Consider the following 21,826-nt stretch of genomic DNA (forward strand, 5'->3'; position numbering starts at 1 on the left):
ACCCGATGGGCCTGGCACTCACCGAAGCGAAAAGCGCCGAGATGCGCGGCGAAGTTCCTATCGGCGCGGTCATCGTCAAGGATGGCGCGATCCTCGCAAGCGCCGGCAATCGCACGCGCGAGCTCAACGATCCGACAGCACATGCAGAGATGCTGGTCATCCGCGAGGCCTGCCGCGCCTTGAGCAACGAACGGCTTACCGGCTGCGATCTCTATGTGACACTGGAACCGTGCACGATGTGTGCGGCGGCAATTTCCTTTGCCCGCATCAGGCGCCTTTACTATGGCGCGCAGGACATCAAGGGCGGCGGCGTCGAAAATGGCGCACGGTTCTATGCCCAGCCGACCTGCTTGCATGTTCCCGAAGTCTATCCAGGTTTCCGGGAACAGGAAGCCGAAGACATGCTGAAGGCGTTCTTCCGCACCAAGCGGCTCTAGCCTAGTTCGCGGGCAGCCTGATCCTTGCCGAAAAATCTGGCGCACTATCGGCGGCCATGGCGCGCTGATTGATCGACGCTTCACGGATGACTTGGTCCAACGGCTTGGAACGGTCGATCGCGCCAAGGTCATAAAGGTAACCCGGCAGATAACCGGAAAAGACAATGCGATAGTCGAGAGGAATTCCGGGCGCGATCGCCCGTGCCATGCTGAAGATCACCGTCGTGCAATTGGCGGTGATCGTATTGTAGAACTTCGCCGTCGTCGCCAGATGGTTGGCGCTGTCGAGATAGGACAGGAACAGCGCCTGGCGCGTTTCCGGACTGAGGTTGACCTGGTAGCGGTAGACGTCTTCCTTGCGCACATTGGTGCGCAGGCGAATGATGTCACGCTCGTCCGCTGCAATCATCGCCAGCTCGAACTGCTTGAAGAAGCCGCCGATCTCCGAGAACTCCTCATGGCGCTCCTTGCGGATTTCGGCCGAGAACACCACGTGCTCGCCATTGTTGAAACCGAAGCTCACCAAAGTGTGGGCGATCGCCGGGTTCGACCAATAGGAAAGAAAAATATCGACGGTCGCAAGATCGTCCAGCGCATAGGTGCGCACCTCCCAGCGCGGTGTGTAGTCGGTCGTGGTGCGCCATTCGAAGTTGCGCACATTTGAAAGCGTCACATAATTGCCGGTGAGCGTGCCCGTCACCGTCTGGGCAACATCATCCGCCCAGATCCGGGTGAGCGACGGCTTGATCGCACCCCACCAGTAGCCGAGCCCGATCATGATCGGGATCAGGACGATGAGCGCGCGCCAGACACGGCCCTTGAATTCCAGCCAAAGCACGGCGAAGGCGATGGTCACCCACAGGATCAAGCAGCCGATGGTTGCTGCAATACCAAGGGGCAGCTGATACCAGAGGGCCAGCCCGCCCCAGAGAAATGCCAGAAATGTCAGAAGGATAAGAAGAACTAACCCAAGAAATCGCAGGATGAACAATTGTTACGGTCCTCGACTGGAGAGGCGATGGATCCCTTATAAACGAAAACGGCGGATCGAAGCATCCACCGTTTCAGCAAACTATTGCAGCAGTATGAACGTTTTGGGCGCGGGCACGCGTGCGAACGCGTCAGTTCCAGGGGATGAGGTTGCTCCAGCTGAAACCCTTGCTCTTGCGGGCCGCGGCCTTACGCTCGCGCTCTTTCTTGGCCTCGTCTTCGCCGAGCTGATCGGCGGCGGCGGTTGCCGCGGGCTGACGATATTCCAGCGGCGGCTCGCTCAGATAGCGGCGGTTCGTCGGCGATCCGGCGGTTGACGCCATCTTGCGGGCGCGGAAATCTGCGCCGACATCGGTCTTGTTGCCCTGGTTGGCCGGGACCTTGTCGTTGAAGAACCCGTATTCGGTCCTGTTGCTCGCAGACTTGGACGTGACCGGATCGGGGGCTACTTCCGGCACGAACTCGGCGTTGTTCTGGTTGGCCGTCGCAGTGTCGCGGATGCGCTTGCGCCGCTGCTCGGGCGATTCCGGCCAGGCCGGATTTCCGGCGGTCTCGACCGCATCCTGCGGGGCGGGCAATTGCATTGGCTTGCCGGTCGCCGGGCGAACGAGTTCCGGACGCGGATTGTAGGCAATCTGGTTGCTCTTCTTGGGACCCAAGGCGGCCATGTTGGCGACGTCGTCAAGCAGCTGGGTGCCGGCGGACTTGTCCGTACCATAGGTTGGTGACGAGACGCAGCCGCCAAGCGCAAGCGCGCCGACCATTGCACCAAGAACCGTTATGCGTCCGTTCAAATTCATCCTTGCAACTTTCCAGAGATAAGCCGGGCAGCATATCTGCCAATCAATTTTGCTTGATCAATGCCCTGCCTTAGAAATCAGGCAGTTCAATGGCAGCCTTTTATATGAGACCGGTTGTATTTAGCAAGCCAACAGGATTCTCAAGCAAATCAACGGCGGGGAAAACTTGTCTCCCCGCCATTCTATACATCAGGCAACGAGCTTTCCGAGCCGGGCCAATTCGTGCAGCGCCGCCGCGTCGCGGGCCGAAACGTCGGGATAGGCCGAATCGGAACCGACATCATGGGTATAACGCCATGACCGCGCGCATTTGGTGCCCGTCGCGCGCTCAGGGACAACTGCGACGCCCTTGACGTCATCCGTGACGAACGCATCGGCGGGTCCGGCTTCACCCTTGATCGTGATCGCGCTGGTGATGCAGATCTCGGCCATGTCGATATCCTTGACCGCCGCCAGCAGTTCCGCGTCGGCGATATAAACAATAGGAGCGGCTTCAAGCGACGAGCCGATCCGCTTGTCGGCGCGTTCGAGTTCGAGCGCACCCGTGACGACGCGGCGCACATCCTTGACCTTGCGCCATTTGGCGGCAAGCTCGTCATTTCTCCATTCGGCTGGCGTCGGGCGGAACTGTTCCAGATGCACCGAAACGGCATCCTTGTGCAGGTCGAGCCAGGCCTCCTCCATGGTGAAAGGCAGCATTGGTGCGAGCCAGGTAACGATGCGATCGAAAAGGTGCCTCACGACCTGCAGCGCTGCCTTGCGGCGGACGCTCGAGGGCGCGTCGCAATAGAGCGCGTCCTTGCGGATATCGAAATAGAAGGCCGACAGTTCCACATTCATGAAATCGATCAGCGCGCGGGTGATGCGCTTGAACTCGAAACCGTCATAGCCGGCACGCACGACCTCATCGAGTTCGGCAAGACGGTGCAACATCAGCTTCTCGAGTTCCGGCATATCGGCATAGGGAACCTCATCGCCCTCATCATGAGCCAGGGTACCCAGCATCCAGCGGATCGTGTTGCGCAACTTGCGATAGGCATCGATGTTGGTCTGGATGATGTTCTTGCCGAGACGCTGATCTTCCCAGTAGTCCGTCGTCATGACCCAGAGGCGCAGGATGTCGGCGCCCGAATCCTTGATCACGTCCTGCGGCGTGACCGTATTGCCGAGGGACTTCGACATCTTGCGGCCCTCCTCGTCCATGGTGAAGCCATGGGTGACGAGCGTACTGTAAGGCGCACGGCCGCGCGTGCCGCAGCTTTCGAGCAGCGACGAGTGGAACCAGCCGCGGTGCTGATCCGAACCTTCGAGATAGACGTCGGCAGGCCACTTCAAATCGGGGCGATCTTCAAGCGTGAAGACATGGGTGGAACCCGAGTCGAACCAGACATCGAGAATGTCGGTTACCTGCGTCCACGGCTCGTTCGCCTTTTCGCCGAGGAATCGCTCGCGCGCGCCTTTGGCAAACCAGGCATCAGCGCCCTCTTCCTCGAACGCGGCAAGAATACGGGCATTGACGGCGTCGTCCTTGAGGACATTGCCATTTTCATCGGCAAAGACGCAGATCGGCACGCCCCAGGCGCGCTGGCGCGACAGTACCCAATCGGGACGATCCTCGATCATGGCGCGCAGGCGGTTCTGACCGCCTGCCGGAACGAAGCGCGTCTCGTCGATTGCCGCAAGCGCGCGCGAGCGCAGGGTCGTGTGGTCGCCGAGGTCCTTGTCCATGTAGACGAACCATTGCGGCGTGTTGCGGAAGATCACCGGCTTCTTTGAGCGCCAGGAGTGCGGATAGCTGTGCTTGAGCCGGCCGCGCGCAAAAAGTGCGTTGCGCGCGATGAGTTCTTCAATGACGACCTTGTTGGCGTCGCCCTTCTTGCCGTTGTCGTCAATGACGCGGGCAGCACCGCCTTCGCGATCGGGACCGAAACCCGGCGCATCCTTGGTATAGTAGCCTGCGTCGTCGACGGTGAACGGGATCACCGACGAGATCCCGCGCGCTTCGAGATCGCGACCGGCGTCCATCCAGGCATCAAAGTCCTCGCGCCCATGGCTCGGCGCCGTGTGCACGAAGCCTGTACCTGCATCATCGGTGACGTGGTCGCCAGGCAACAAGGGCACGGCGAAATCATAACCACCGCTAAAACCATGGAGCGGATGGGCAAGCGTCATTGCCGCAAGTTCATCCGCCGTAACCGTGCGCAGCCGCTTGAAGGTCAGTTTGGCTTTCGCAGCCGATTCTTCGGCGAGCGCATCTGCAAAGATCAGCTTTTCGCCGGGGCGCGGGCCAAAATCATTTTCCGCCGTCTCGACCTCGAAAAGACCGTAGGCGACACGCGGCGAATAGGCGACGGCGCGGTTGCCGGGGATCGTCCAGGGCGTCGTCGTCCAGATGACGACGGACGCGCTAAGCAGTTCACCATCCATTTTCTCACCGGTCCGAGCAATCATTCTCACTGGAAATTTCGCCCAGATCATATCGCTCTCGATATCCTGGTATTCGACCTCGGCCTCGGCGAGCGCGGTGCGCTCGACCACCGACCACATGACCGGCTTGGAACCACGGTAGAGCTGGCCCGACATGGCGAACTTCAACAACTCGCCGGCGATGCGGCTTTCCGCATGGAAGGCCATCGTCGTATAGGGATTGTCGAAATCGCCTTCGATGCCGAGCCGCTTGAATTCGCCGGACTGCACCTTGATCCAGTGCGTTGCGAACTCGCGGCATTCCTGGCGGAATTCGTTGATCGGCACATCGTCCTTGTTCTTGCCCTTGGCGCGATATTGTTCCTCGATCTTCCATTCGATCGGCAGGCCGTGGCAGTCCCATCCTGGAACGTAATTGGAATCGAAACCGCGCATCTGGAACGAGCGGGTGATGACATCCTTGAGGATCTTGTTGAGCGCGTGGCCGATATGGATATTGCCGTTGGCGTAGGGCGGGCCATCGTGCAGGACATAGCGCGGGCGATCCTTCGCGTCTTCGCGCAGCTTCCGGTAAAGATCGAGATCCTGCCAGCGCTTGACGAATTCCGGTTCCTTGGCGGGCAGGCCCGCGCGCATCGGGAAATCCGTTTGCGGCAGATAAAGTGTCTTCGAATAATCGAGTGTCGTGGCGGTGTCGGTCATTTTTCCAGCTTGTACAAGGGCCCGCGCGTGATCGCCGCAGGCAGGGATTTCATGAAAAACATTGAAGCGCAACGGCGCTATCCCGGACCTTCCGCACCACGAAGCTCACGCTTCAGGTCCGCGGGAAGGCCGGGCCAGTAATTCGTATCGTCTGAACAGGTATGGACCTTGCGCAGGACCGGCGATCGCTTTTCATGACCGCGCTTTTAGCAATCACCGCCCGCAGAATAAAGAGGCATGCGCGATTATCTTCGCGGATGCCTCGCGCAATGCTAAAGCTTGAAGTCGAAGCGATAGGTCGCCTGCAGGCCGAAGGTCGCCTGATTTTCCGACCCGCGTTGCTTGACGATGCTCGAATCGGCCGCTGGGCCCATCAAGCGGTTATATTCGGCATAGGCGCTGGTGGTGATCTTGTCGGTCGTCTGCCAGGTGATCTGGCCGCCGAAGCCGAGCGAATTCAAACCGCCGCCCGGTGAATACTGGCGAAGGCCGGATGCAGCGGATTCGCTAGCGTTTACGCCGTAATATTCCCTGAAATAGTCCTTGGTCGCCACCGTTGCACGGGGACCGGCTGAAACGCGGACCGTGTCCGTCAGGTTCTTGAAGGCGTCGATGGCGAAATCGGCGACGACACCGTCATGCGCGCCGATGCCGCGGCGGACCTCAACGCGGCCACGAACATTCTCGGTCGGATAGAATTCGGCGAAACCGCCGAGTTCGACGCCCCAGTCGACATCGTTGAGACCCTTGAGTTCATCATAGTCGCTGGAATCGCGACCGGTAATGAGCTTGCCGGTAATGCCGGCGCGGAACACACCCGTGTCGATAAAGCCAAGGGACGGGTTGTCGTTGAGCGAAGAAAACTTGAGCGAACTGCCGGGACGGCCGATCGAGATGACCGGCGCGGCACGGAACTTGTAATTTTTCGCGCCTTCATAATCCGGAGCGACGAAACCCTTGGCACCGAGCGTGATGTACCAATCGCCGGACCACCAATGGTCGCCGCGCGAGCTCTGGGTCTGGTTGTCGGAATAATATTCATCGGCAAAAGCTGGTGCTGCAACGGAAAGGACTATCGCGCTCGCGAGAGCGCTAACAAGGCGAATAGACATGAAATAACTCCGGGGCCTGTCTGGGGGGTGGCAAGCGTACGCGTCAAAACTAATCGAGTGATAGATAAAATTGCATTGAGCAACGTGGTAAACAATTTACCACACTGGCGTCAACTGAATGGAAAGGCAAGAAATGCCTCCGACGCCTCGGATTTTTCCGAGAGGGCGGCAAGTGCCGGATATTCGCCGGCCGCGATCACGTCCGGCAGCATCTCACGGGTAAACCGATAGGCAACGGCACTCGTAATATCCGCCTGGAGCGGCCGATCTGCGAAGATCCATGGGTCCGCCTGCTGCACTTCGGCTTCCAGCAAACGATACGCATCGGCAAGCTGGCCATGCACGCGATCAAGCCAGGGCTGATGCCGCTTTTCCGAAGGCCGCAGATCGTGCTCGTAGACGATCTGGACGCTCTTTTCGCAGGCGGCGAGCGCGAGGCCGATGATCCGCTGCGAGCGCGTAAAATGCGTAATTTCCGCCGGTGTCAGCCCCAGCGCGGGTTCTGCAATGCGCTCGGCATATTCGAGGATCAGGCACGAATCCATCAGGACGACGCCTTCATCCGTCACGAGCGACGGTGCTTTCACGACGGGATTGATCTTCGAAAACGCCTCGAAGGTTCGGAAAACCGACAGGGACTCATGGGAAAATGGCAGGTTCAGCATTTTCAGTGAAATTGCCACCCGCCGCACATAGGGCGAATCCAGCATTCCAATCAGTCTCATTCCATCGCTCCCGTTATTGTCAGATCATAGGCAAAGCGCCCATCTTACTCAGTCAAAATTGATCCTCTGGTCCAGCGGCGACAGCGGCTTGACACCTTGAAGCAGCGCACGCGCTTCCTCTTCGTCGCGCCGGATCTGCTGCATCATCGGCTCGAGACCGTCAAATTTTTCCTCGCCGCGCAGATAGCCGAAGAAAGAGACGGCGCAGGTTTCGCCGTAAAGATCGTCGCTGAAATCGAACACATATGTTTCAAGCAGCGGCTCGCCATCCGTATCGACGGTCGGCCTGCGGCCAAAGCTGGCGACGCCGTCAAGAAGCGTACCGTCGGCCCGGCGGAAGCGCACCGCATAAATTCCGTGCTTCAAATGGGTCTCGGGCGGAAGCACCATGTTGGCGGTCGGAAAGCCGATCGTGCGCCCCAGTTGCTTGCCGCCGACGACCGTGGCGCGAATGCGGTGCCGGTAGCCAAGGAGCCCGGCCGCCTCGACCACTTCACCTGCGCCAAACAGATCGCGAATGCGGCTTGACGAGATCGCATGGCCCCCCTCGTCACGGAAGGCATCGACGAGCGTGACGTGGAAGCCACGTTCTTCGCCCGCTGCCATCAGGAACGCCGGGCCACCCTGACGGCCCTTGCCGAAATGAAAATCGAAGCCGGCGACGATACGGGTTGCGCCAAGGCCATCAACGAGAATGCGGTCCACAAAGACATCCGCCGTCAATTGCGAGAATTCGCGGGTAAAATTGCATTCGACCACCGCATCGAATCCCAGCGCTTCGAGGATCGATGCCTTCTCGGCGGCGGGTGTCAACCGGTCCACCGGCTGGTCCGGCACGAAAACGCTGCGCGGGTGCGGCTCGAAGGTCAATACCAGCGATGGCTTGCCCTCGGCGCGTGCGGTCTCCAGCGCCCGGCCCAGAACGGCCTGGTGCCCACGGTGCACGCCGTCGAAATTGCCGATGGCGACAATGGCGCCCTTCAGTTCATCGGGCAAATGAGACGGATCGTTCAGACGCAGGATCGGCATATCTTTGTCTCACGCCAGGGCGGGCATCGTCGCAACGGGATTGCTTCCGTGCTTTGCGAGGAACGCCAGAAGCTTCTCAAGGTCATGGACACCGCCCATCACATAATCGCCGGCATGAATACCGCCGGAGATATAGAGAACATCGATGCCGAAAAGATCGGCGCCCTTGATATCCGTCAGCATGCCGTCACCGATGGCAAGTACCCGCGAACGTTCGACAGGGGTGCCGCGCACGTCTTCCGCCGCGGCAACCGCCGCCTCGTAGATCGGGCGATGCGGCTTTCCTGCGATGAGCGTGCGGCCGCCAAGCTGCCCGTAATCGCGAGCAAGCGCCCCGGCGCACCAGATGAGGCGATCGCCGCGCTCGACGACGATATCCGGATTGGCGCAGATGAACGGCAGGTTGCGCGAGCGGAAGCGCACCAGCATGTCGGCATAGTCTTCCGGCGTTTCCGTATCGTCATCGAAGAAACCCGTGCAGACGACGACATCGGCTTCGCGCTCCTCGACCAGTTCCACGTCGATGCCGTCATAGAGGGTTTCGTCGCGCTCCGGCCCGAGATGAAACACACGGCGCGGCGCGTTGCGGATCAATTCGCGGGTGACGTCGCCCGATGTGACGATCCGGTCATAGGCCGATTCCGGCACGCCAAGCGCATGAATCTGCTCCGCTACGCCGGCAAAGGGGCGCGGCGCATTGGTGATGAGAACCACCGTCAGGCCGGCCTGACGGGCCCTTTGCAAGGCCGCCGAGGCGGGTGCGAAGGAATCGACGCCATTGTGCAGGACGCCCCAGACATCACACAGCAGTACGTCGTAGCGATCCATCAATACGTCGAGGCGCTGCAAATGTATCATGTCGGTCATGCCGGTCCCTTCAGGCAAAATACTATGCGACGAGAGTCTTGAGACTGTCTCGATTAGCGGATCGTGCCTGACCTGTCACGCCGGTTATGTTTGAAAACGAACCAGAATCCCAATTGCGGCAGATCGACGAAGGATAGACCGCGCGGTTGACACGCCTCGATTTCGGAACTATCGATATATGAACACGTGTCGATATGTTTGCTATAGGCTTCACAATGTCAGACCCCCATGCCGGCCACGACCACACGCCTAAAGTCACTGCGGGCAACGAGACGAAAATGCTCATTGCACTTGCAATAACTTTTTCATTCATGATCGTCGAGATCGTGGGCGGCCTCATGGCAGGCTCGCTGGCGCTGATTGCCGATGCCGGCCATATGTTCACCGATGTGGTGGCGCTGTCACTGGCCTACTTCGCCTTCCGTTTCGGCCGGCGCGCCGCCGACGAAAAGCGTACTTTCGGCTATATGCGCTTCGAGGTCATTGCCGGGCTTATCAACGCCGTCACGCTGTTCGCCATTCTCATATGGATAACGTACGAGGCCATCGAGCGCTTCCGCAATCCCGGCGAAGTCCTGGCCGGTCCCATGTTTATCGTCGCCACAGTCGGCCTTTTAATAAACATGCTGGTTTTCTGGATCCTGACACGCGGCGGCGATACCGAGCAGGTCAACATCAAGGGAGCGGTGCTGCACGTACTGGGCGATCTGCTGGGCTCCGTCGGCACGATCGTTGCCGCGATCGTGATCTACTATACCGGATGGACGCCAATCGACCCGATACTCTCTGTCTTCGTGTCCATTTTGATCCTGCGCAGCGCCTGGGCGCTCCTGCGCAACTCGTTGCATATCCTGCTCGAAGGCGCGCCAGACAATGCCGCACCTGAAGCCATCGAGCAGTATCTGAAGCAGACGGTTCCGGGACTTGCCGCCGTCCGCCATGTCCACGTCTGGATGATCACCTCGGGCAAGCCGCTGGCAACGCTGCATGTGCGCCCTGCTCCGGATACCAATCCGCGGCTTCTGGTGAAACAGGTCGAAGCCGAACTCATGAAGAAGTTCGAGATATCGCACTCAACGATTGCCATCGACTGGCCGGAGGATACAGCGACGGACGATTGCTGCCTTGGCGATGATCTCCAGCAAGGGCACGAGCACGACCATTCCGGCCATGCCCACGACGAGGCGGATCATGATCACAGTGGTCATGATCATGCCGCGCACGAACACGGACATGAGGGACACAAACATTGAGCTCAACCCCTCCTCTCCCCCCTGAACTCACGGTTCTTGCCGAAACCTTTCGTCTCCTTGGTGATCCGACGCGGCTGCGCATACTCCTGTTCTGCCTCGAAGCGCCGCGCTCAGTCGGAGATATCGCCACGAGCCTCGACCTATCGCAATCGCTGGTCAGCCATCATCTGCGGCTCTTGCGCGGCGCCCGGCTCGTGCGCGGCAACCGGCAGGCAAAACAGATCTTCTACGAACTGGCCGACAAGCACGTCAGCGACATGCTCGTCGACATGACGCATCACGTGGGCGAAGAAAGCGCCGAGGATTGATGCGGTTGGGGCGCGTGTTTCCGCCCGATCGCCCACGCCGACTTGCAGCATTGTGTGAATTCTGTCGTCACGTCATTCGCATTTCACATGAATATGCCATAAAGCGGTTTGTAGATGGGCCCGGCTTCCAAGCATCGCCTCTCCAGGCCATTTTAAATGATGCTTTCCCTTGACTCTTCAAACCGATCCCACTATCTCCGGCCGCAGTTAGCACTCACCCCAAGCGAGTGCTAATACCGCGAATGGCGCTGCCATTCGCGTCATCGTTTTGACACCAACATCAAGGGTTCTAACCATGGCCAAGACCAAGTTCCGCCCGCTTCATGACCGCGTCGTCGTACGCCGCGTCGAATCCGAAGCAAAGACCGCTGGCGGCATCATCATTCCGGATACTGCCAAGGAAAAGCCGCAGGAAGGCGAAGTCATCGCCGTAGGCACCGGCGCTCGTGACGAAGCCGGCAAGCTCGTACCGCTCGATGTCAAGGCAGGCGATCTGATCCTGTTCGGCAAGTGGTCGGGTACGGAAGTCAAGATCGGCGGCGAAGACCTGCTGATCATGAAGGAATCCGACATTCTGGGCATTCTCGGCTAATCGCCGCGCATCCCGCAATCAACGAATTTAGATCAAACCGGGTTTAGTCCCAGGAGAGATAAAATGGCAGCCAAAGAAGTAAAATTCAGCCGTGATGCGCGCGAGCGCATGCTGCGCGGCGTCAACATCCTTGCCGATGCAGTTAAGGTAACGCTCGGCCCGAAGGGTCGTAACGTTGTCATCGACAAGTCCTTCGGCGCACCGCGCATCACCAAGGACGGCGTCACTGTTGCCAAGGAAATCGAACTCGAAGACAAGTTCGAAAACATGGGCGCGCAGATGGTCCGTGAAGTCGCTTCGAAGACGAACGACATTGCCGGCGACGGCACCACGACCGCTACCGTTCTCGCCCAGGCCATCGTTCAGGAAGGCGGCAAGGCCGTTGCAGCCGGCATGAACCCGATGGATCTGAAGCGCGGCATCGACCTTGCTGTTGCCGAAGTCGTCAAGGACCTCGTCAAGAAGGCCAAGAAGATCAAGACCTCGGAAGAAGTTGCCCAGGTCGGCACGATCTCTGCCAATGGCGAATCCGAAATCGGTGAAATGATCGCCAAGGCGATGCAGAAGGTCGGCAACGAAGGTGTCATCACCGTCGAGGAAGCCAAGACCGCCGAGACCGAACTCGAAGTCGTAGAAGGCATGCAGTTCGACCGCGGCTACCTTTCGCCGTACTTCGTCACCAACCCGGAAAAGATGGTTGCTGACCTCGAGGACGCATACATCCTTCTCCACGAGAAGAAGCTCTCGAACCTCCAGGCTCTCCTGCCGGTTCTCGAAGCTGTCGTCCAGACCTCGAAGCCCCTCGTCATCATCTCCGAAGACGTCGAAGGCGAAGCGCTTGCAACGCTCGTCGTCAACAAGCTGCGCGGCGGCCTGAAGATTGCTGCTGTCAAGGCTCCTGGCTTCGGCGATCGCCGCAAGGCCATGCTCGAAGACATCGCGATCCTCACCGGTGGTCAGGTTATTTCCGAAGACCTCGGCATCAAGCTCGAAAGCGTTACGCTCGACATGCTCGGCCGCGCCAAGAAGGTGTCGATCACCAAGGAAAACACCACGATCGTCGACGGCAATGGCAAGAAGGGCGAAATCAACGCTCGCGTCGGCCAGATCAAGCAGCAGATCGAAGAGACCACTTCCGACTATGACCGCGAGAAGCTGCAGGAACGCCTTGCCAAGCTCGCTGGCGGTGTTGCCGTCATCCGCGTCGGCGGTGCGACGGAAGTCGAAGTGAAGGAAAAGAAGGACCGCGTCGACGACGCCCTCAATGCAACCCGTGCGGCTGTTGAAGAAGGCATCGTTCCTGGCGGCGGCGTCGCCCTGCTTCGCGCTTCGGCTGCTCTTACGATCAAGGGCGCCAATGCCGATCAGGACGCTGGCATCAACATCGTTCGCCGTGCTCTGCAGGCTCCTGCCCGCCAGATCGCAACGAACGCAGGCGATGAAGCTTCGATCGTTGTCGGCAAGATCCTTGAGAACAAGAAGGACACCTACGGCTACAACGCGGCCAATGGCGAGTATGGCGATCTGATCACGCTCGGTATCGTCGATCCGGTCAAGGTCGTTCGTACGGCTCTCCAGGACGCAGCTTCGGTTGCCGGCCTTCTCGTCACCACCGAAGCCATGATTGCTGAAGCGCCGAAGAAAGACTCGGCTGCTCCGGCAATGCCGGGCGGCGGCATGGGCGGCATGGGAGGCATGGACTTCTAAGAAGTCCTCATCCAGCGACATACGGAAAAGGCGGGTTTCGACCCGCCTTTTTTGTTTTGACTTGCGTGTTCTTCAATTTCCGCTCGGCGGCTCGTTCGTCCGCCGCACTCGTGGCAGAGCGCCTTCATCCAAGTTTAAAGACGCTGAGAGAATCCTTCTATCGGGGCAGTGTCGGCGCAGTTCGCGTTGAACTTTCTTCACTCAGCCGCATGGGAGAAGAGCTGCTTTTGCTCCGAACCTTCGTGGACGGCGTCGAACCGCGCGCGTGCTTCGGCGACGCGCTGTTCGTTGCGGATCGCCCAGTCGCCTAGCGCGCGGACGGGCACCAGAAGGTCGCGGCCGAGATCGGTAAGTTCGTAGTCGACGCGTGGCGGGATCGTCGGGTAAACCGTACGGGTCACGAAACCATCGCGCTCGAGTCCGCGCAGCGTGCTCGTCAGCATCTTTTGCGAGATACCATTGATGGTCCGCTTTAACTCATTGAAGCGCATCGATTTATTGCCGAGATAATTGACAACGAGAACCGTCCATTTATCGCCGACGCGCGCCAGAATGTGATTAACCGCAGTGCATGCCGAGGTTACCTGAAAGTGATCTGGTTTCACAAAAGTGCCTCCTTGCGGGGGTTTCGAACAGTCACTTATATAGCGCCGGGCACTATTAGTTACCATCCCCCCAAGACGAAGGATTTTTTTATGTCAAAAGCCAAGATCGCCGTTATTGTCGGCAGCACCCGTATCGGCCGTTTCGCCGAATTTCCCGCCAAATGGATTGCCGACGTCGCTGCACAGCGGGGAGATGTCGAGGTCGAAATTATCGATCTGCTTGACTATCCCATGAATTTCTTCGGCGAAGAGCGCACCAGCGACGCCCAGAACGAGACCGCCGAACGCTGGAAGAAGAAGCTGCGCGAATTCGATGGCTATGTTTTCACGGTTGCCGAATACAACCACGGCCCGACGGCCGTCCTTAAGAACGCTATCGACCTTGGCGATTTCATCCAGAAGCCGGTCGCCTTTGTCGGTTATGGTGGCGTCGGCGGCGCGCGCGCCATCGAGCATCTGCGCCTCATCTTCGTCGAAATGGGATCGGCTTCGGTAAAGACCGGCGTTCACATCGCCTATTCCGAGTATCTGAGCGCCGTCAAGGGCGAGAAGAAGCTCGGCGACTACCCGCATCTCAATGAAGCAGCCACAAGCCAGCTCGACCAGCTCGTCTGGTGGGCCAACGCCTTGAAGACCGCTCGCGCGGCCTGATCGCTGGGCTGGGCGGTCGAAACGCGATCGCCCAGCCGGCAAATCCGGAGGATCATCGTCATGGCGTCGCTCGTTCTGATCAGCCATCTGCTGTGCCCGTATGTCCAGCGTGCTGCAATCGCGCTCGCTGAAAAGGGCGTGCCCTTTGAAAAGATCTATATCGACCTTGCAGCGAAACCAGATTGGTTCCTGAAAATATCGCCGCTCGGCAAGGTGCCGCTTCTGCGCGTCCCCCAGGCGGATGGCGGCGAGGCGATTCTCTTCGAGAGTTCTGTCATTGCTGAATATATCGACGAATCGCAGCCGGGGCCGAAACTTCATCCCGACGACGCGCTGACGCGGGCACGCCATCGCGGCTGGATGGAATTTGGTTCATCGATCCTTTCCGACCTCTGGGCGCTGGAGACAACGAAGGACGCTGCGGTTTTCGAAGAGAAGCGCAAGGCGATCACTGAAAAGTTCGGCCGCGTCGAAGAGGTTCTTGGCGACGGTCCCGTCTTTGCGGGCGCTGGCTTCAGCCTAGTCGATGCGGTTTACGCCCCGATTTTCCGCTACTTCGATACATTCGACGAGATCGTAGAACTCGGCATTTTCACCGACTACCCGAAGGTGCGGGCATGGCGCGAAGCACTCGCAGCGCATCCAAGCGTTCGCGAGGCGGTAACGCCGGAATATCCGCAGCTACTGCACGCCTTCCTGCAAAAATATGAAGCGTACATGCTGACGCTGGCGCGCTGAACTGTCGGCTATTTATCCGACCAGACGGCAAGCTCGTATCCGTCCGGGTCGGCGAAGTGAAAGCGCCGGCCTCCGGGAAAGGTAAATACCGGCTTGGTGATCTTGCCACCGGCTTTTTCGACCTGTTTGAGCGTGCCTTGAAGATCATCGGCGAAAAGAATGATCAGCGCGCCGCCGGGACGCGGTTTGCCTTCGGTGGTGAAGCCGCCCTTGAGATGCCCGTCGGAAAACTCGCAATAGCTCGGACCATAGTCCGTGAATGTCCATCCGAACGCGTCGCCATAGAAGCTGCGCGCCGCGCCAATATCGCTGACATTGAATTCGACATAGTCGATACATTTGTCTTTGCCTGAACTGGCCATCGTCCTCATCCTATAAGTTGCGCTTCGAGCAGGTCCTTCAGCGCCTGAAGATCACGCTTGACCCAGGCCGCATCTGCGTTGAATTTTTCGTCATCCATGCCCGGCACGCGAAAAAGCGTAAATATGAGTTCGCTCTCGTCGCCGTTGGGCACCACCCGCATAGGGATATAGACCTCGTCCCCGGTCTCCATAACCACCCAATGATCGAGAACCCCGACTTCGTTCTTCGGCGCAAAGCGCAATCGAAGTTTGCCCGCCGGCCCATCGGCCAGCCATTCATCACCGGATTTCTGCAAGGCGGATGTCAGGCCGGATGCCCATTGCGGCAGATTTTCCGCAACGCTGACGTAGTCATAAACATCCTGCCAATTGCGTCCGATTGAAATTTGAAGGGTCCTTGCTTCATGTGTAGCCATGGTTGTACTCCCACATCGCGTACGGCAAGCTTATGCGCCTAACGACTTTCTGTCTTGAACAAAACGGCCACTTATGCCGCGAGATGCTGCAGGAGCGCCGAGGGCGAAAGACCTGACAGGGATTTTGCCTCGCGGCTCAAATGTGCCTGATCGGCATAGTTCGCGTCGAACGCCAGAGCACCGATGCCGCTTCCCGGATCGCGCCGGCCGAGCTTCAAGAATTTCTGGAAACGCAGGATGCGCTCCAGCGTCTTTGGCCCATATCCGAAATTGTGCAGGAACTGCCGGCGCAAGGTGCGCTCGCTCACATTGAGCATTGTCGCCAATTCGGCAATAGCCACAATATCTTTCGAGCGCTTGAGCGTGTCGAAGGCGGCAACCATGGCCCTGTCGGGCGATGCAATTGATGGAGCGATGTCCGACAAGGCAGACTGGAGCCGTTCCGTCGCGTCCCCGATGGTTTTCGCTACGACAAGTTTTTCGGCGAGAGCCTCGGCGCGCGCACCCCATAGCTCGGACAAGTCAACACGCTGATTGACGAGTTCGGACATTGGAATGCCAAGCCATTTGCTCGCAGCGCCTGGAGCAAAGCGGATGCCGACGATATTGGCCAGGGAACCATCGACGATATGTGGGGCCGTGTCGGGACCCGCAATCGTCAGTTTGCCTTCCGACCACAATATGTCGACACAACCATCGGGAAAGACCGCCACGGTCGCCGCCAATTCGCCGATACCCTCGTGGTTCCACGCGCAGAGGAAATGCGGCCGCAACTCGGCCGTCGGCGAGAACTCGCGGTAGCGCCCGGCTGAATGCGCTGGGATGGATTCGTTGCCTGACTGTCTCACGCCGCATCGCCAATGTTGATTGATCATAAGCGCTTAATCGATTTTATCCGAAAGCCGGGCGAAATCCAGACCAACATTCCATCGCCAAACCTTGCCTCTCCGGGAGCTTCGCAGTAGTGCTCTTGCCAACTCCCACCAGGAAAATGAAACGATGAGTTCTACCCGTACGGAAACAGATACTTTTGGCCCAATCGACGTTGCAGCCGACAGGTATTGGGGCGCGCAGACGGAACGTTCGCTGCACAATTTCAAGATCGGTGGCGAAAGAATGCCCATTCCGCTGGTGCGGGCGCTCGGTATCGTCAAGCGCGCAGCAGCCGAAACCAATCTCTCCCTCGGGAAGATCGATGAAGTCATCGGCCGCGCGATCACCGTTGCCGCCGAGGAAGTCATCGAAGGCAAGCTCGACGATCATTTCCCGCTCGTCGTTTGGCAAACCGGCTCAGGCACGCAGTCGAACATGAATGCCAACGAGGTCATTTCCAACCGCGCCATCGAAATGCTCGGCGGCACAATGGGATCGAAGAAGCCGGTCCATCCGAACGACCACGTCAATATGAGCCAGTCGTCGAACGATACTTTCCCGACGGCAATTCATATCGCGACCGCAATTGAAGCCACGCATCGGCTGTTTCCGGCGCTCACCCACTTGACGGAGGCGGTACTCAAGAAGGAAAAGGCCTTCGCCGACATCATCAAGATCGGACGCACCCACACGCAGGATGCGACACCTGTCACCCTCGGGCAGGAGTTCTCCGGTTATCGCGCCGCACTCGAGTATGCGCGCAAGCGCATCGAGCAGAGCCTTGCCGATATTTTCCTTCTTGCCCAGGGCGGTACCGCGGTCGGAACGGGACTGAACGCCCCGGTGGGATTTGATACGGCTTTCGCCGAGGCCGTATCGGACATTACCGGCCTGCCGTTCAAGACGGCACCGAACAAGTTCGAAGCACTGGCGAGCCATGGCGCTCTTACGAACTTCCACGGCAGCCTCAATTCCCTGGCGACCGATCTCTTCAAGATGGCCAACGACATTCGCTTCCTCGGCTCGGGCCCACGTTCGGGCCTCGGCGAACTGAAGCTTCCGGAAAATGAACCGGGTTCATCGATCATGCCGGGCAAGGTCAATCCGACCCAGGCCGAAGCCCTGACCATGGTTGCGACGCAAGTGTTCGGCAACAATACCTCGGTTACCATCGCAGCCAGCCAGGGCCATTTTGAGCTCAACGTCTACAAGCCCGTAGTGGCGCTCAACGTGCTCCAGTCGATCCGCATTCTCTCCGACGCCATGGTATCCTTCGCAGATAATTGCGTGGACGGCATCGAGGCCGACGAGGTTCGGATCAAGGATCTGCTCGATCGTTCGCTCATGCTGGTTACGGCGCTTGCCCCTGCCATTGGTTATGACAATGCAGCCAAGATCGCAAAGACAGCCCACAAGAACGGAACGACGTTGCGCGAAGAAGCACTCGCCAGCGGCGTCTCGGCCGAGGACTATGATCGCCTCGTGCGTCCCGAACGAATGATATCGCCGGAGTAACCCCGGAAAATCATTCTATTGTGAACAATCTGTCGAGAAAATAGTGGCTTTGTTTGACAATCGAATCTAGCTATTGGCCTGTCACGACAAACCCTGGAGACTTTCTATGGCGAACAACAGCGCACTCATTCTTATAGGTCGCATACTGCTATCATTCATGTTCATCCTGGCTGGCTATGGAAAGCTCACTGCCATCGGTGGCACCGCCGGATATTTCGGCAGCCTCGGATTTCCGGCGCCGACCATCGTGGCGGTGCTCGTCGGGCTGCTTGAGCTTCTAGGCGGCCTTGCCGTACTCGTTGGCTTCCAGACGCGGATTGCTGCTCTGGCGCTTGGCATTTTCACGCTCGCGGCAACTGCTGCGGCCCACCTGAACTGGACGGGCGACGCCGGCATGGTGCAGTGGATGTTCTTCCAGAAGAATCTCGGCGTAGCCGGCGGCTTCTTCGTGCTTGCTGCATGCGGCGCAGGCGCCCTGTCGATCGACGCAAAACGCGGCTGATCAAATACAGCATCGATTAAAAAGGCCGCTTCGAGCGGCCTTTTTCTTGTTTGACGATCAGTTCGACGGCTTCGCCTCGCCGACGAGCACCGGTTTTTCCCGGTAGTCGCCGGGGAAGTATTTGCCGAGGTTCGCGATCTTCGGCAGGTCATTATACGCGATATAAGGCTGCGAAGGGTGCAGCGTCGCATAGTCCTGGTGATAGGCTTCGGCCGGATAGAACTTTTCCAACGCAGAAATCTTGGTGACGATCGGCTTCGGATAGGCCTTCGCCTTATCGAGCTGGCTGACATAGGCCTTCGCTATCTTCTCCTGATCGGGGCTGGTCGTGAAGATCGCCGAGCGGTACTGGGTCCCTGAATCCGGGCCCTGCCGGTTCAATTGCGTCGGGTCATGCGCGACGGAGAAATAGACCTGCAGAACCTTGCCGAGACTGACCACCTTCGGGTCGAACGTGACTTCCACCGACTCGGCATGGCCGGTATCGCCGCCGCTCACGATTTCATAGCTGGCGGTTTCCTTCTTGCCGCCGGCATAGCCGGAAACGGCGCTCGTTACGCCTTTCAAGTGCTGGTAGACCCCCTGCACGCCCCAGAAGCAACCACCGGCAAGCACAATGGATTCGGACTTCGCCGATGCCGTCTGGTCGACAGCCGGGGGCGGCACCATGGTGACGTCTTCACCGGCAAGCGCGCAGCCGGGTGACAGCAACAGGCCCGCAGCAAGCATAAAATGATATGGTTTCATGGTCTTATCCCTTTGCGCGTTCAAGCAGCAACCGGTTTGAAGTTGAGTGCGACCCCATTCATGCAATAGCGCAGCCCTGTCGGCTTTGGGCCATCATCGAAGACGTGGCCGAGGTGGCCGCCGCAACGGTGACACTCCACGGCCGTACGCGTCATGCCGAACGAACTGTCCTTGGTCTCGTTGACAGCGCCCTTCATCGCTGTCCAGAAGCTTGGCCAGCCCGTGCCGCTGTCGAATTTGGTGTCGGAGGCGAAGAGAGCTAGGTCGCAGCCGGCGCAGGTGAAGGTGCCCTTGCGCTTTTCGTGATTGAGCGGGCTTGTGAACGGACGTTCCGTGCCTTCCTGGCGCAAGACGTAATATTGCTCCGGCGTCAGCAACTTCTTCCATTCGGCGTCGCTGTGCTCGACTTCGAATGTGCCTGCTGCCACGGCCTTGGGCGCATTTGCGAACCTTGCCGCGACGAGGGCGCCGAGCCCTGCAAGCGCACCGCCAAAAAGCGTTCGACGTGTCATCATGAGAAAACTCCCAGCATAAAGATACCGAGGATGTCCGGTATTCTGCAGGGAAATACGTAAGGGTCGACCGAAAGGTTACAGTGCAACCCGTCCATCACGTAGAGTTGATGGATCAGTGCTTTGCTTGTGCCGCCGCAATACGCTGTGAAAGCTCCGCAACGGCCCCGGTTTCAGCCGTTTGCCGGCACGAGACCAGGCAGGCCTCCGATTTCAGAATGACCCCGTTATCGAGGATTTTCAGATGGTTGGCGCGTAGCGTCGATCCAGTCGAGCTAATATCGACGATGATGTCGGCAGCGCCGGAAGCAGGCGCGCCCTCGGTAGCGCCGAGGCTCTCGACGATCCGATAGACCTGGATGCCGTGCATCTGCGAAAAGAACTGCTGGGTCAGCCGCCAGTATTTCGTGGCGATGCGCAGGCGTCGGCCATGCCTCTGGCGGAAATCCGCAGCGACATCATCGAGGTCCGCCATCGTCGATACGTCGTACCAAACCTCCGGGACGGCAACGGCGACATCCGCATGGCCAAATCCGAGCCGCGCTTCGACGCGAACGCGTTCGTCGGCGGAGGCAAGCGTTTCGCGGATCAGGTCTTCACCCGTGACACCAAGATCGACGCTGCCATAGCCGAGCTCGCGTGCGATCTCGGAGGCCGAAAGAAACAGAATGTCAATGTCACTGTTGCCCTTGACCTTGGCCCGGTAGCTGCGCTGATCCTTGGGCAGGATGACGCTGAGGCCGGCATTTTCCAGCACCTCCAGCGCCTGTTCCTTGAGACGGCCTTTCGAGGGAAGCGCGAGAGTGACGGTCATTGTGCATCTCCCGCGATCTCTTCAAGCCGGTCCAGCCAAACGGAAAAGCCGACACCGGGAATGGAACCGACCGCGCCGAGCATCGTCAGCAGCCGGTCATAGCGGCCGCCGCCGACAATTGCGCCAAGGTCAGGCCGATCAATCGCGCGCGTCTCATAGACAAGCCCGGTGTAATAGTCGATCGGGCGTCCGAAGGCCGCATCGTAGATGATCGTTTCGTTGCCGATCCCTGCCTCTTTAACCGATACGGCGCGTGCCTCGAACTGTTCCAGTGCGAGGCCGAGGTCGAACTCATTGGCGCGGGCAAAGCTGAGAAGATAGCCGGCGGCTTCTGCGAGAGGCACGCGGATAGCGAGAAACTCCTCAAGCGCCGCAATGGTGCGCACCGGCAGGCGAACCGAGGCAAGGCTCGCCTTTTCGATGAGACGCCGGGCGATTTCCACCGGTGCCCGCCCGGATGCCGGTGAGATGCCGGCGGCCTGCATGTCCTTTTCGAGTTCGGCGGCAAGCGCTGTTTCGTCACCTTTTTCGACAAGTGCGGCCAGCCGATCCGGCAGCGTTCCCTTTTGGCGGTCCGAGCCGAGATCGGCAAGCAAGCCTTTCAACTGGGCATGATTGCCGAAAGCGCGCGCCAGTTTCTTCTGCCAGCCGCGCGGCAAGCCGAGGGAGGCGAGCACAGCTTCGAAAATGGCCTGGTCACCCAGGAGCGTTTCAAGTTGGGCCTGGGGCGCGGCCAGCCTGATCGATGCAATCGCATCGGCAAGTGACCGGGCATCGGCACGGGCGCGGTTCGCGTCGCCGAGATCCTCGATGCCGGCCTGGAAAAACTCATTGCCGCCTTCGCGGCGCTGGCGGAAGACTTCGCCGAGATAAGCGTAGCGCTTGGGCGTCGCGGCATTGCGTTCGATATGGTTGCGGCAGACCGGAATGGTGAATTCGGGACGCAGGCAGAGACTTTGGCCGTTTTCATTCTCGGTGAGAAAAATACGCCGGCGCAGATCTTCGCCCGCCATGTCGAGAAACTGGTCGGCGGGCTGGATGACCGGTATGTCCACGAGCTCGGCATCGCGGCCGGCAATCAGCGCCGCGAGATCGGCAGAAAAGGCAGGGGCGCGGGATGCGGTCATGCTTGGCGCATTCCT

24 protein-coding genes are annotated in these 21,826 nt (G+C 59.2%); 9 read left to right on the forward strand and 15 right to left on the reverse strand.

Annotation, left to right across the window (positions count from 1 at the left end; translation table 11 throughout):
• Positions 1–5: 5 nt before the first annotated feature.
• Positions 6–437, forward strand: coding sequence for a nucleoside deaminase (locus tag BR48_RS0104445; RefSeq protein WP_027230198.1), 432 nt, complete (start codon positions 6–8; stop codon positions 435–437).
• A gap of 1 nt (position 438) precedes the next feature.
• Here BR48_RS0104445 and BR48_RS0104450 read toward each other — a convergent pair whose 3' ends face one another.
• The 7 genes from BR48_RS0104450 to BR48_RS0104480 form a co-directional block, all read right to left on the reverse strand.
• Positions 439–1,428, reverse strand: coding sequence for a DUF4105 domain-containing protein (locus tag BR48_RS0104450; protein WP_027230199.1), 990 nt, complete (start codon positions 1,426–1,428; stop codon positions 439–441).
• Positions 1,429–1,558: 130 nt separating this feature from the next.
• Entirely contained in the window at positions 1,559–2,227 is a 669-nt protein-coding gene (locus BR48_RS0104455) for a hypothetical protein (protein WP_027230200.1), read from the reverse strand.
• A 189-nt stretch (positions 2,228–2,416) separates the two neighbouring features.
• A complete protein-coding gene (gene ileS / locus BR48_RS0104460) occupies positions 2,417–5,356 on the reverse strand; it encodes an isoleucine--tRNA ligase (RefSeq protein ID WP_027230201.1) in 2,940 nt (979 codons plus the stop codon).
• Between the two features lie 272 nt (positions 5,357–5,628).
• Complete coding sequence (locus BR48_RS0104465) at positions 5,629–6,468, reverse strand: MipA/OmpV family protein (RefSeq protein WP_027230202.1); 840 nt, start codon at positions 6,466–6,468, stop codon at positions 5,629–5,631.
• A gap of 110 nt (positions 6,469–6,578) precedes the next feature.
• Positions 6,579–7,193, reverse strand: coding sequence for a glutathione S-transferase (locus BR48_RS0104470; RefSeq protein ID WP_027230203.1), 615 nt, complete (start codon positions 7,191–7,193; stop codon positions 6,579–6,581).
• Positions 7,194–7,241: 48 nt separating this feature from the next.
• A complete protein-coding gene (locus BR48_RS0104475; protein ID WP_027230204.1) occupies positions 7,242–8,222 on the reverse strand; it encodes a bifunctional riboflavin kinase/FAD synthetase in 981 nt (326 codons plus the stop codon).
• A 9-nt stretch (positions 8,223–8,231) separates the two neighbouring features.
• Complete coding sequence (locus BR48_RS0104480; RefSeq protein ID WP_027230205.1) at positions 8,232–9,080, reverse strand: TIGR01459 family HAD-type hydrolase; 849 nt, start codon at positions 9,078–9,080, stop codon at positions 8,232–8,234.
• Positions 9,081–9,367: 287 nt separating this feature from the next.
• Between BR48_RS0104480 and BR48_RS0104485 the strand changes: the two genes are divergently transcribed.
• The 4 genes from BR48_RS0104485 (at position 9,368) to groL (ending at position 12,949) form a co-directional block, all read left to right on the forward strand.
• The gene (locus BR48_RS0104485) at positions 9,368–10,342 is read left to right on the forward strand and encodes a cation diffusion facilitator family transporter (protein ID WP_245273346.1); all 975 of its coding nucleotides are present in this window, start codon (positions 9,368–9,370) and stop codon (positions 10,340–10,342) included.
• Positions 10,339–10,650, forward strand: a complete 312-nt coding sequence (locus BR48_RS0104490; protein ID WP_027230207.1) for a metalloregulator ArsR/SmtB family transcription factor — start codon at positions 10,339–10,341, stop codon at positions 10,648–10,650. Before BR48_RS0104485 ends, BR48_RS0104490 begins: the two co-directional genes overlap by 4 nt.
• Positions 10,651–10,945: 295 nt before the next feature.
• On the forward strand, positions 10,946–11,242 hold the full coding sequence (groES, locus tag BR48_RS0104495) for a co-chaperone GroES (protein WP_027230208.1): 297 nt from the start codon (positions 10,946–10,948) through the stop codon (positions 11,240–11,242).
• A 63-nt stretch (positions 11,243–11,305) separates the two neighbouring features.
• Entirely contained in the window at positions 11,306–12,949 is a 1,644-nt protein-coding gene (gene groL / locus BR48_RS0104500; RefSeq protein WP_027230209.1) for a chaperonin GroEL, read from the forward strand.
• A gap of 197 nt (positions 12,950–13,146) precedes the next feature.
• Here groL and BR48_RS0104505 read toward each other — a convergent pair whose 3' ends face one another.
• The gene (locus tag BR48_RS0104505) at positions 13,147–13,554 is read right to left on the reverse strand and encodes a helix-turn-helix domain-containing protein (RefSeq protein ID WP_027230210.1); all 408 of its coding nucleotides are present in this window, start codon (positions 13,552–13,554) and stop codon (positions 13,147–13,149) included.
• A 90-nt stretch (positions 13,555–13,644) separates the two neighbouring features.
• Here BR48_RS0104505 and BR48_RS0104510 point away from each other — a divergent pair, with 90 nt between their 5' ends.
• Positions 13,645–14,205 carry an NADPH-dependent FMN reductase gene (locus tag BR48_RS0104510; protein WP_027230211.1) on the forward strand — a complete coding sequence of 187 codons (561 nt, stop codon included), beginning with the start codon at positions 13,645–13,647 and terminating at the stop codon, positions 14,203–14,205.
• A gap of 60 nt (positions 14,206–14,265) precedes the next feature.
• The gene (locus BR48_RS0104515; RefSeq protein WP_027230212.1) at positions 14,266–14,943 is read left to right on the forward strand and encodes a glutathione S-transferase family protein; all 678 of its coding nucleotides are present in this window, start codon (positions 14,266–14,268) and stop codon (positions 14,941–14,943) included.
• A gap of 8 nt (positions 14,944–14,951) precedes the next feature.
• Here BR48_RS0104515 and BR48_RS0104520 read toward each other — a convergent pair whose 3' ends face one another.
• From BR48_RS0104520 to BR48_RS0104530, 3 genes are all read right to left on the reverse strand, one after another.
• On the reverse strand, positions 14,952–15,305 hold the full coding sequence (locus tag BR48_RS0104520; protein ID WP_027230213.1) for a VOC family protein: 354 nt from the start codon (positions 15,303–15,305) through the stop codon (positions 14,952–14,954).
• Positions 15,306–15,310: 5 nt separating this feature from the next.
• Entirely contained in the window at positions 15,311–15,721 is a 411-nt protein-coding gene (locus tag BR48_RS0104525; RefSeq protein ID WP_027230214.1) for an SRPBCC family protein, read from the reverse strand.
• Between the two features lie 71 nt (positions 15,722–15,792).
• Positions 15,793–16,569, reverse strand: a complete 777-nt coding sequence (locus BR48_RS0104530) for a helix-turn-helix domain-containing protein (protein WP_197030330.1) — start codon at positions 16,567–16,569, stop codon at positions 15,793–15,795.
• A gap of 151 nt (positions 16,570–16,720) precedes the next feature.
• Between BR48_RS0104530 and fumC the strand changes: the two genes are divergently transcribed.
• Positions 16,721–18,109: a class II fumarate hydratase gene (gene fumC / locus BR48_RS0104535; protein ID WP_027230216.1), complete on the forward strand. Its 1,389-nt coding sequence runs from the start codon at positions 16,721–16,723 to the stop codon at positions 18,107–18,109.
• Positions 18,110–18,215: 106 nt separating this feature from the next.
• Positions 18,216–18,611: a DoxX family protein gene (locus BR48_RS0104540; protein ID WP_027230217.1), complete on the forward strand. Its 396-nt coding sequence runs from the start codon at positions 18,216–18,218 to the stop codon at positions 18,609–18,611.
• A gap of 57 nt (positions 18,612–18,668) precedes the next feature.
• Here BR48_RS0104540 and msrA read toward each other — a convergent pair whose 3' ends face one another.
• The 4 genes from msrA to BR48_RS0104560 all read right to left on the reverse strand — a co-directional run bounded on the left by msrA (position 18,669) and on the right by BR48_RS0104560 (position 21,811).
• Positions 18,669–19,358, reverse strand: a complete 690-nt coding sequence (msrA, locus tag BR48_RS0104545) for a peptide-methionine (S)-S-oxide reductase MsrA (RefSeq protein ID WP_027230218.1) — start codon at positions 19,356–19,358, stop codon at positions 18,669–18,671.
• Between the two features lie 20 nt (positions 19,359–19,378).
• Positions 19,379–19,873, reverse strand: a complete 495-nt coding sequence (gene msrB / locus BR48_RS0104550; protein WP_027230219.1) for a peptide-methionine (R)-S-oxide reductase MsrB — start codon at positions 19,871–19,873, stop codon at positions 19,379–19,381.
• Positions 19,874–19,985: 112 nt separating this feature from the next.
• A complete protein-coding gene (gene hisG / locus BR48_RS0104555) occupies positions 19,986–20,684 on the reverse strand; it encodes an ATP phosphoribosyltransferase (protein ID WP_027230220.1) in 699 nt (232 codons plus the stop codon).
• A complete protein-coding gene (locus BR48_RS0104560) occupies positions 20,681–21,811 on the reverse strand; it encodes an ATP phosphoribosyltransferase regulatory subunit (protein WP_027230221.1) in 1,131 nt (376 codons plus the stop codon). The genes hisG and BR48_RS0104560 overlap by 4 nt, the downstream gene beginning before the upstream one ends.
• Positions 21,812–21,826: the final 15 nt, after the last annotated feature.

The organism is Phyllobacterium sp. UNC302MFCol5.2, assembly GCF_000686005.1.
Classification (GTDB): domain Bacteria; phylum Pseudomonadota; class Alphaproteobacteria; order Rhizobiales; family Rhizobiaceae; genus Phyllobacterium; species Phyllobacterium pellucidum.

What these genes read in the sequence shown, in the direction of transcription:
- BR48_RS0104445 (WP_027230198.1), top strand. Translation starts at nt 6, where the DNA reads ATGGGCCTGGCACTCACCGAAGCGAAAAGCGCCGAGATGCGCGGCGAA.
- BR48_RS0104455 (WP_027230200.1), bottom strand. Translation starts at nt 2,227, where the DNA reads ATGAATTTGAACGGACGCATAACGGTTCTTGGTGCAATGGTCGGCGCG.
- ileS (WP_027230201.1), bottom strand. Translation starts at nt 5,356, where the DNA reads ATGACCGACACCGCCACGACACTCGATTATTCGAAGACACTTTATCTG.
- BR48_RS0104465 (WP_027230202.1), bottom strand. Translation starts at nt 6,468, where the DNA reads ATGTCTATTCGCCTTGTTAGCGCTCTCGCGAGCGCGATAGTCCTTTCC.
- BR48_RS0104470 (WP_027230203.1), bottom strand. Translation starts at nt 7,193, where the DNA reads ATGAGACTGATTGGAATGCTGGATTCGCCCTATGTGCGGCGGGTGGCA.
- BR48_RS0104475 (WP_027230204.1), bottom strand. Translation starts at nt 8,222, where the DNA reads ATGCCGATCCTGCGTCTGAACGATCCGTCTCATTTGCCCGATGAACTG.
- BR48_RS0104480 (WP_027230205.1), bottom strand. Translation starts at nt 9,080, where the DNA reads ATGATACATTTGCAGCGCCTCGACGTATTGATGGATCGCTACGACGTA.
- BR48_RS0104485 (WP_245273346.1), top strand. Translation starts at nt 9,368, where the DNA reads ATGCTCATTGCACTTGCAATAACTTTTTCATTCATGATCGTCGAGATC.
- groES (WP_027230208.1), top strand. Translation starts at nt 10,946, where the DNA reads ATGGCCAAGACCAAGTTCCGCCCGCTTCATGACCGCGTCGTCGTACGC.
- groL (WP_027230209.1), top strand. Translation starts at nt 11,306, where the DNA reads ATGGCAGCCAAAGAAGTAAAATTCAGCCGTGATGCGCGCGAGCGCATG.
- BR48_RS0104510 (WP_027230211.1), top strand. Translation starts at nt 13,645, where the DNA reads ATGTCAAAAGCCAAGATCGCCGTTATTGTCGGCAGCACCCGTATCGGC.
- BR48_RS0104515 (WP_027230212.1), top strand. Translation starts at nt 14,266, where the DNA reads ATGGCGTCGCTCGTTCTGATCAGCCATCTGCTGTGCCCGTATGTCCAG.
- BR48_RS0104520 (WP_027230213.1), bottom strand. Translation starts at nt 15,305, where the DNA reads ATGGCCAGTTCAGGCAAAGACAAATGTATCGACTATGTCGAATTCAAT.
- BR48_RS0104525 (WP_027230214.1), bottom strand. Translation starts at nt 15,721, where the DNA reads ATGGCTACACATGAAGCAAGGACCCTTCAAATTTCAATCGGACGCAAT.
- fumC (WP_027230216.1), top strand. Translation starts at nt 16,721, where the DNA reads ATGAGTTCTACCCGTACGGAAACAGATACTTTTGGCCCAATCGACGTT.
- BR48_RS0104540 (WP_027230217.1), top strand. Translation starts at nt 18,216, where the DNA reads ATGGCGAACAACAGCGCACTCATTCTTATAGGTCGCATACTGCTATCA.
- msrA (WP_027230218.1), bottom strand. Translation starts at nt 19,358, where the DNA reads ATGAAACCATATCATTTTATGCTTGCTGCGGGCCTGTTGCTGTCACCC.
- msrB (WP_027230219.1), bottom strand. Translation starts at nt 19,873, where the DNA reads ATGATGACACGTCGAACGCTTTTTGGCGGTGCGCTTGCAGGGCTCGGC.
- hisG (WP_027230220.1), bottom strand. Translation starts at nt 20,684, where the DNA reads ATGACCGTCACTCTCGCGCTTCCCTCGAAAGGCCGTCTCAAGGAACAG.
- BR48_RS0104560 (WP_027230221.1), bottom strand. Translation starts at nt 21,811, where the DNA reads ATGACCGCATCCCGCGCCCCTGCCTTTTCTGCCGATCTCGCGGCGCTG.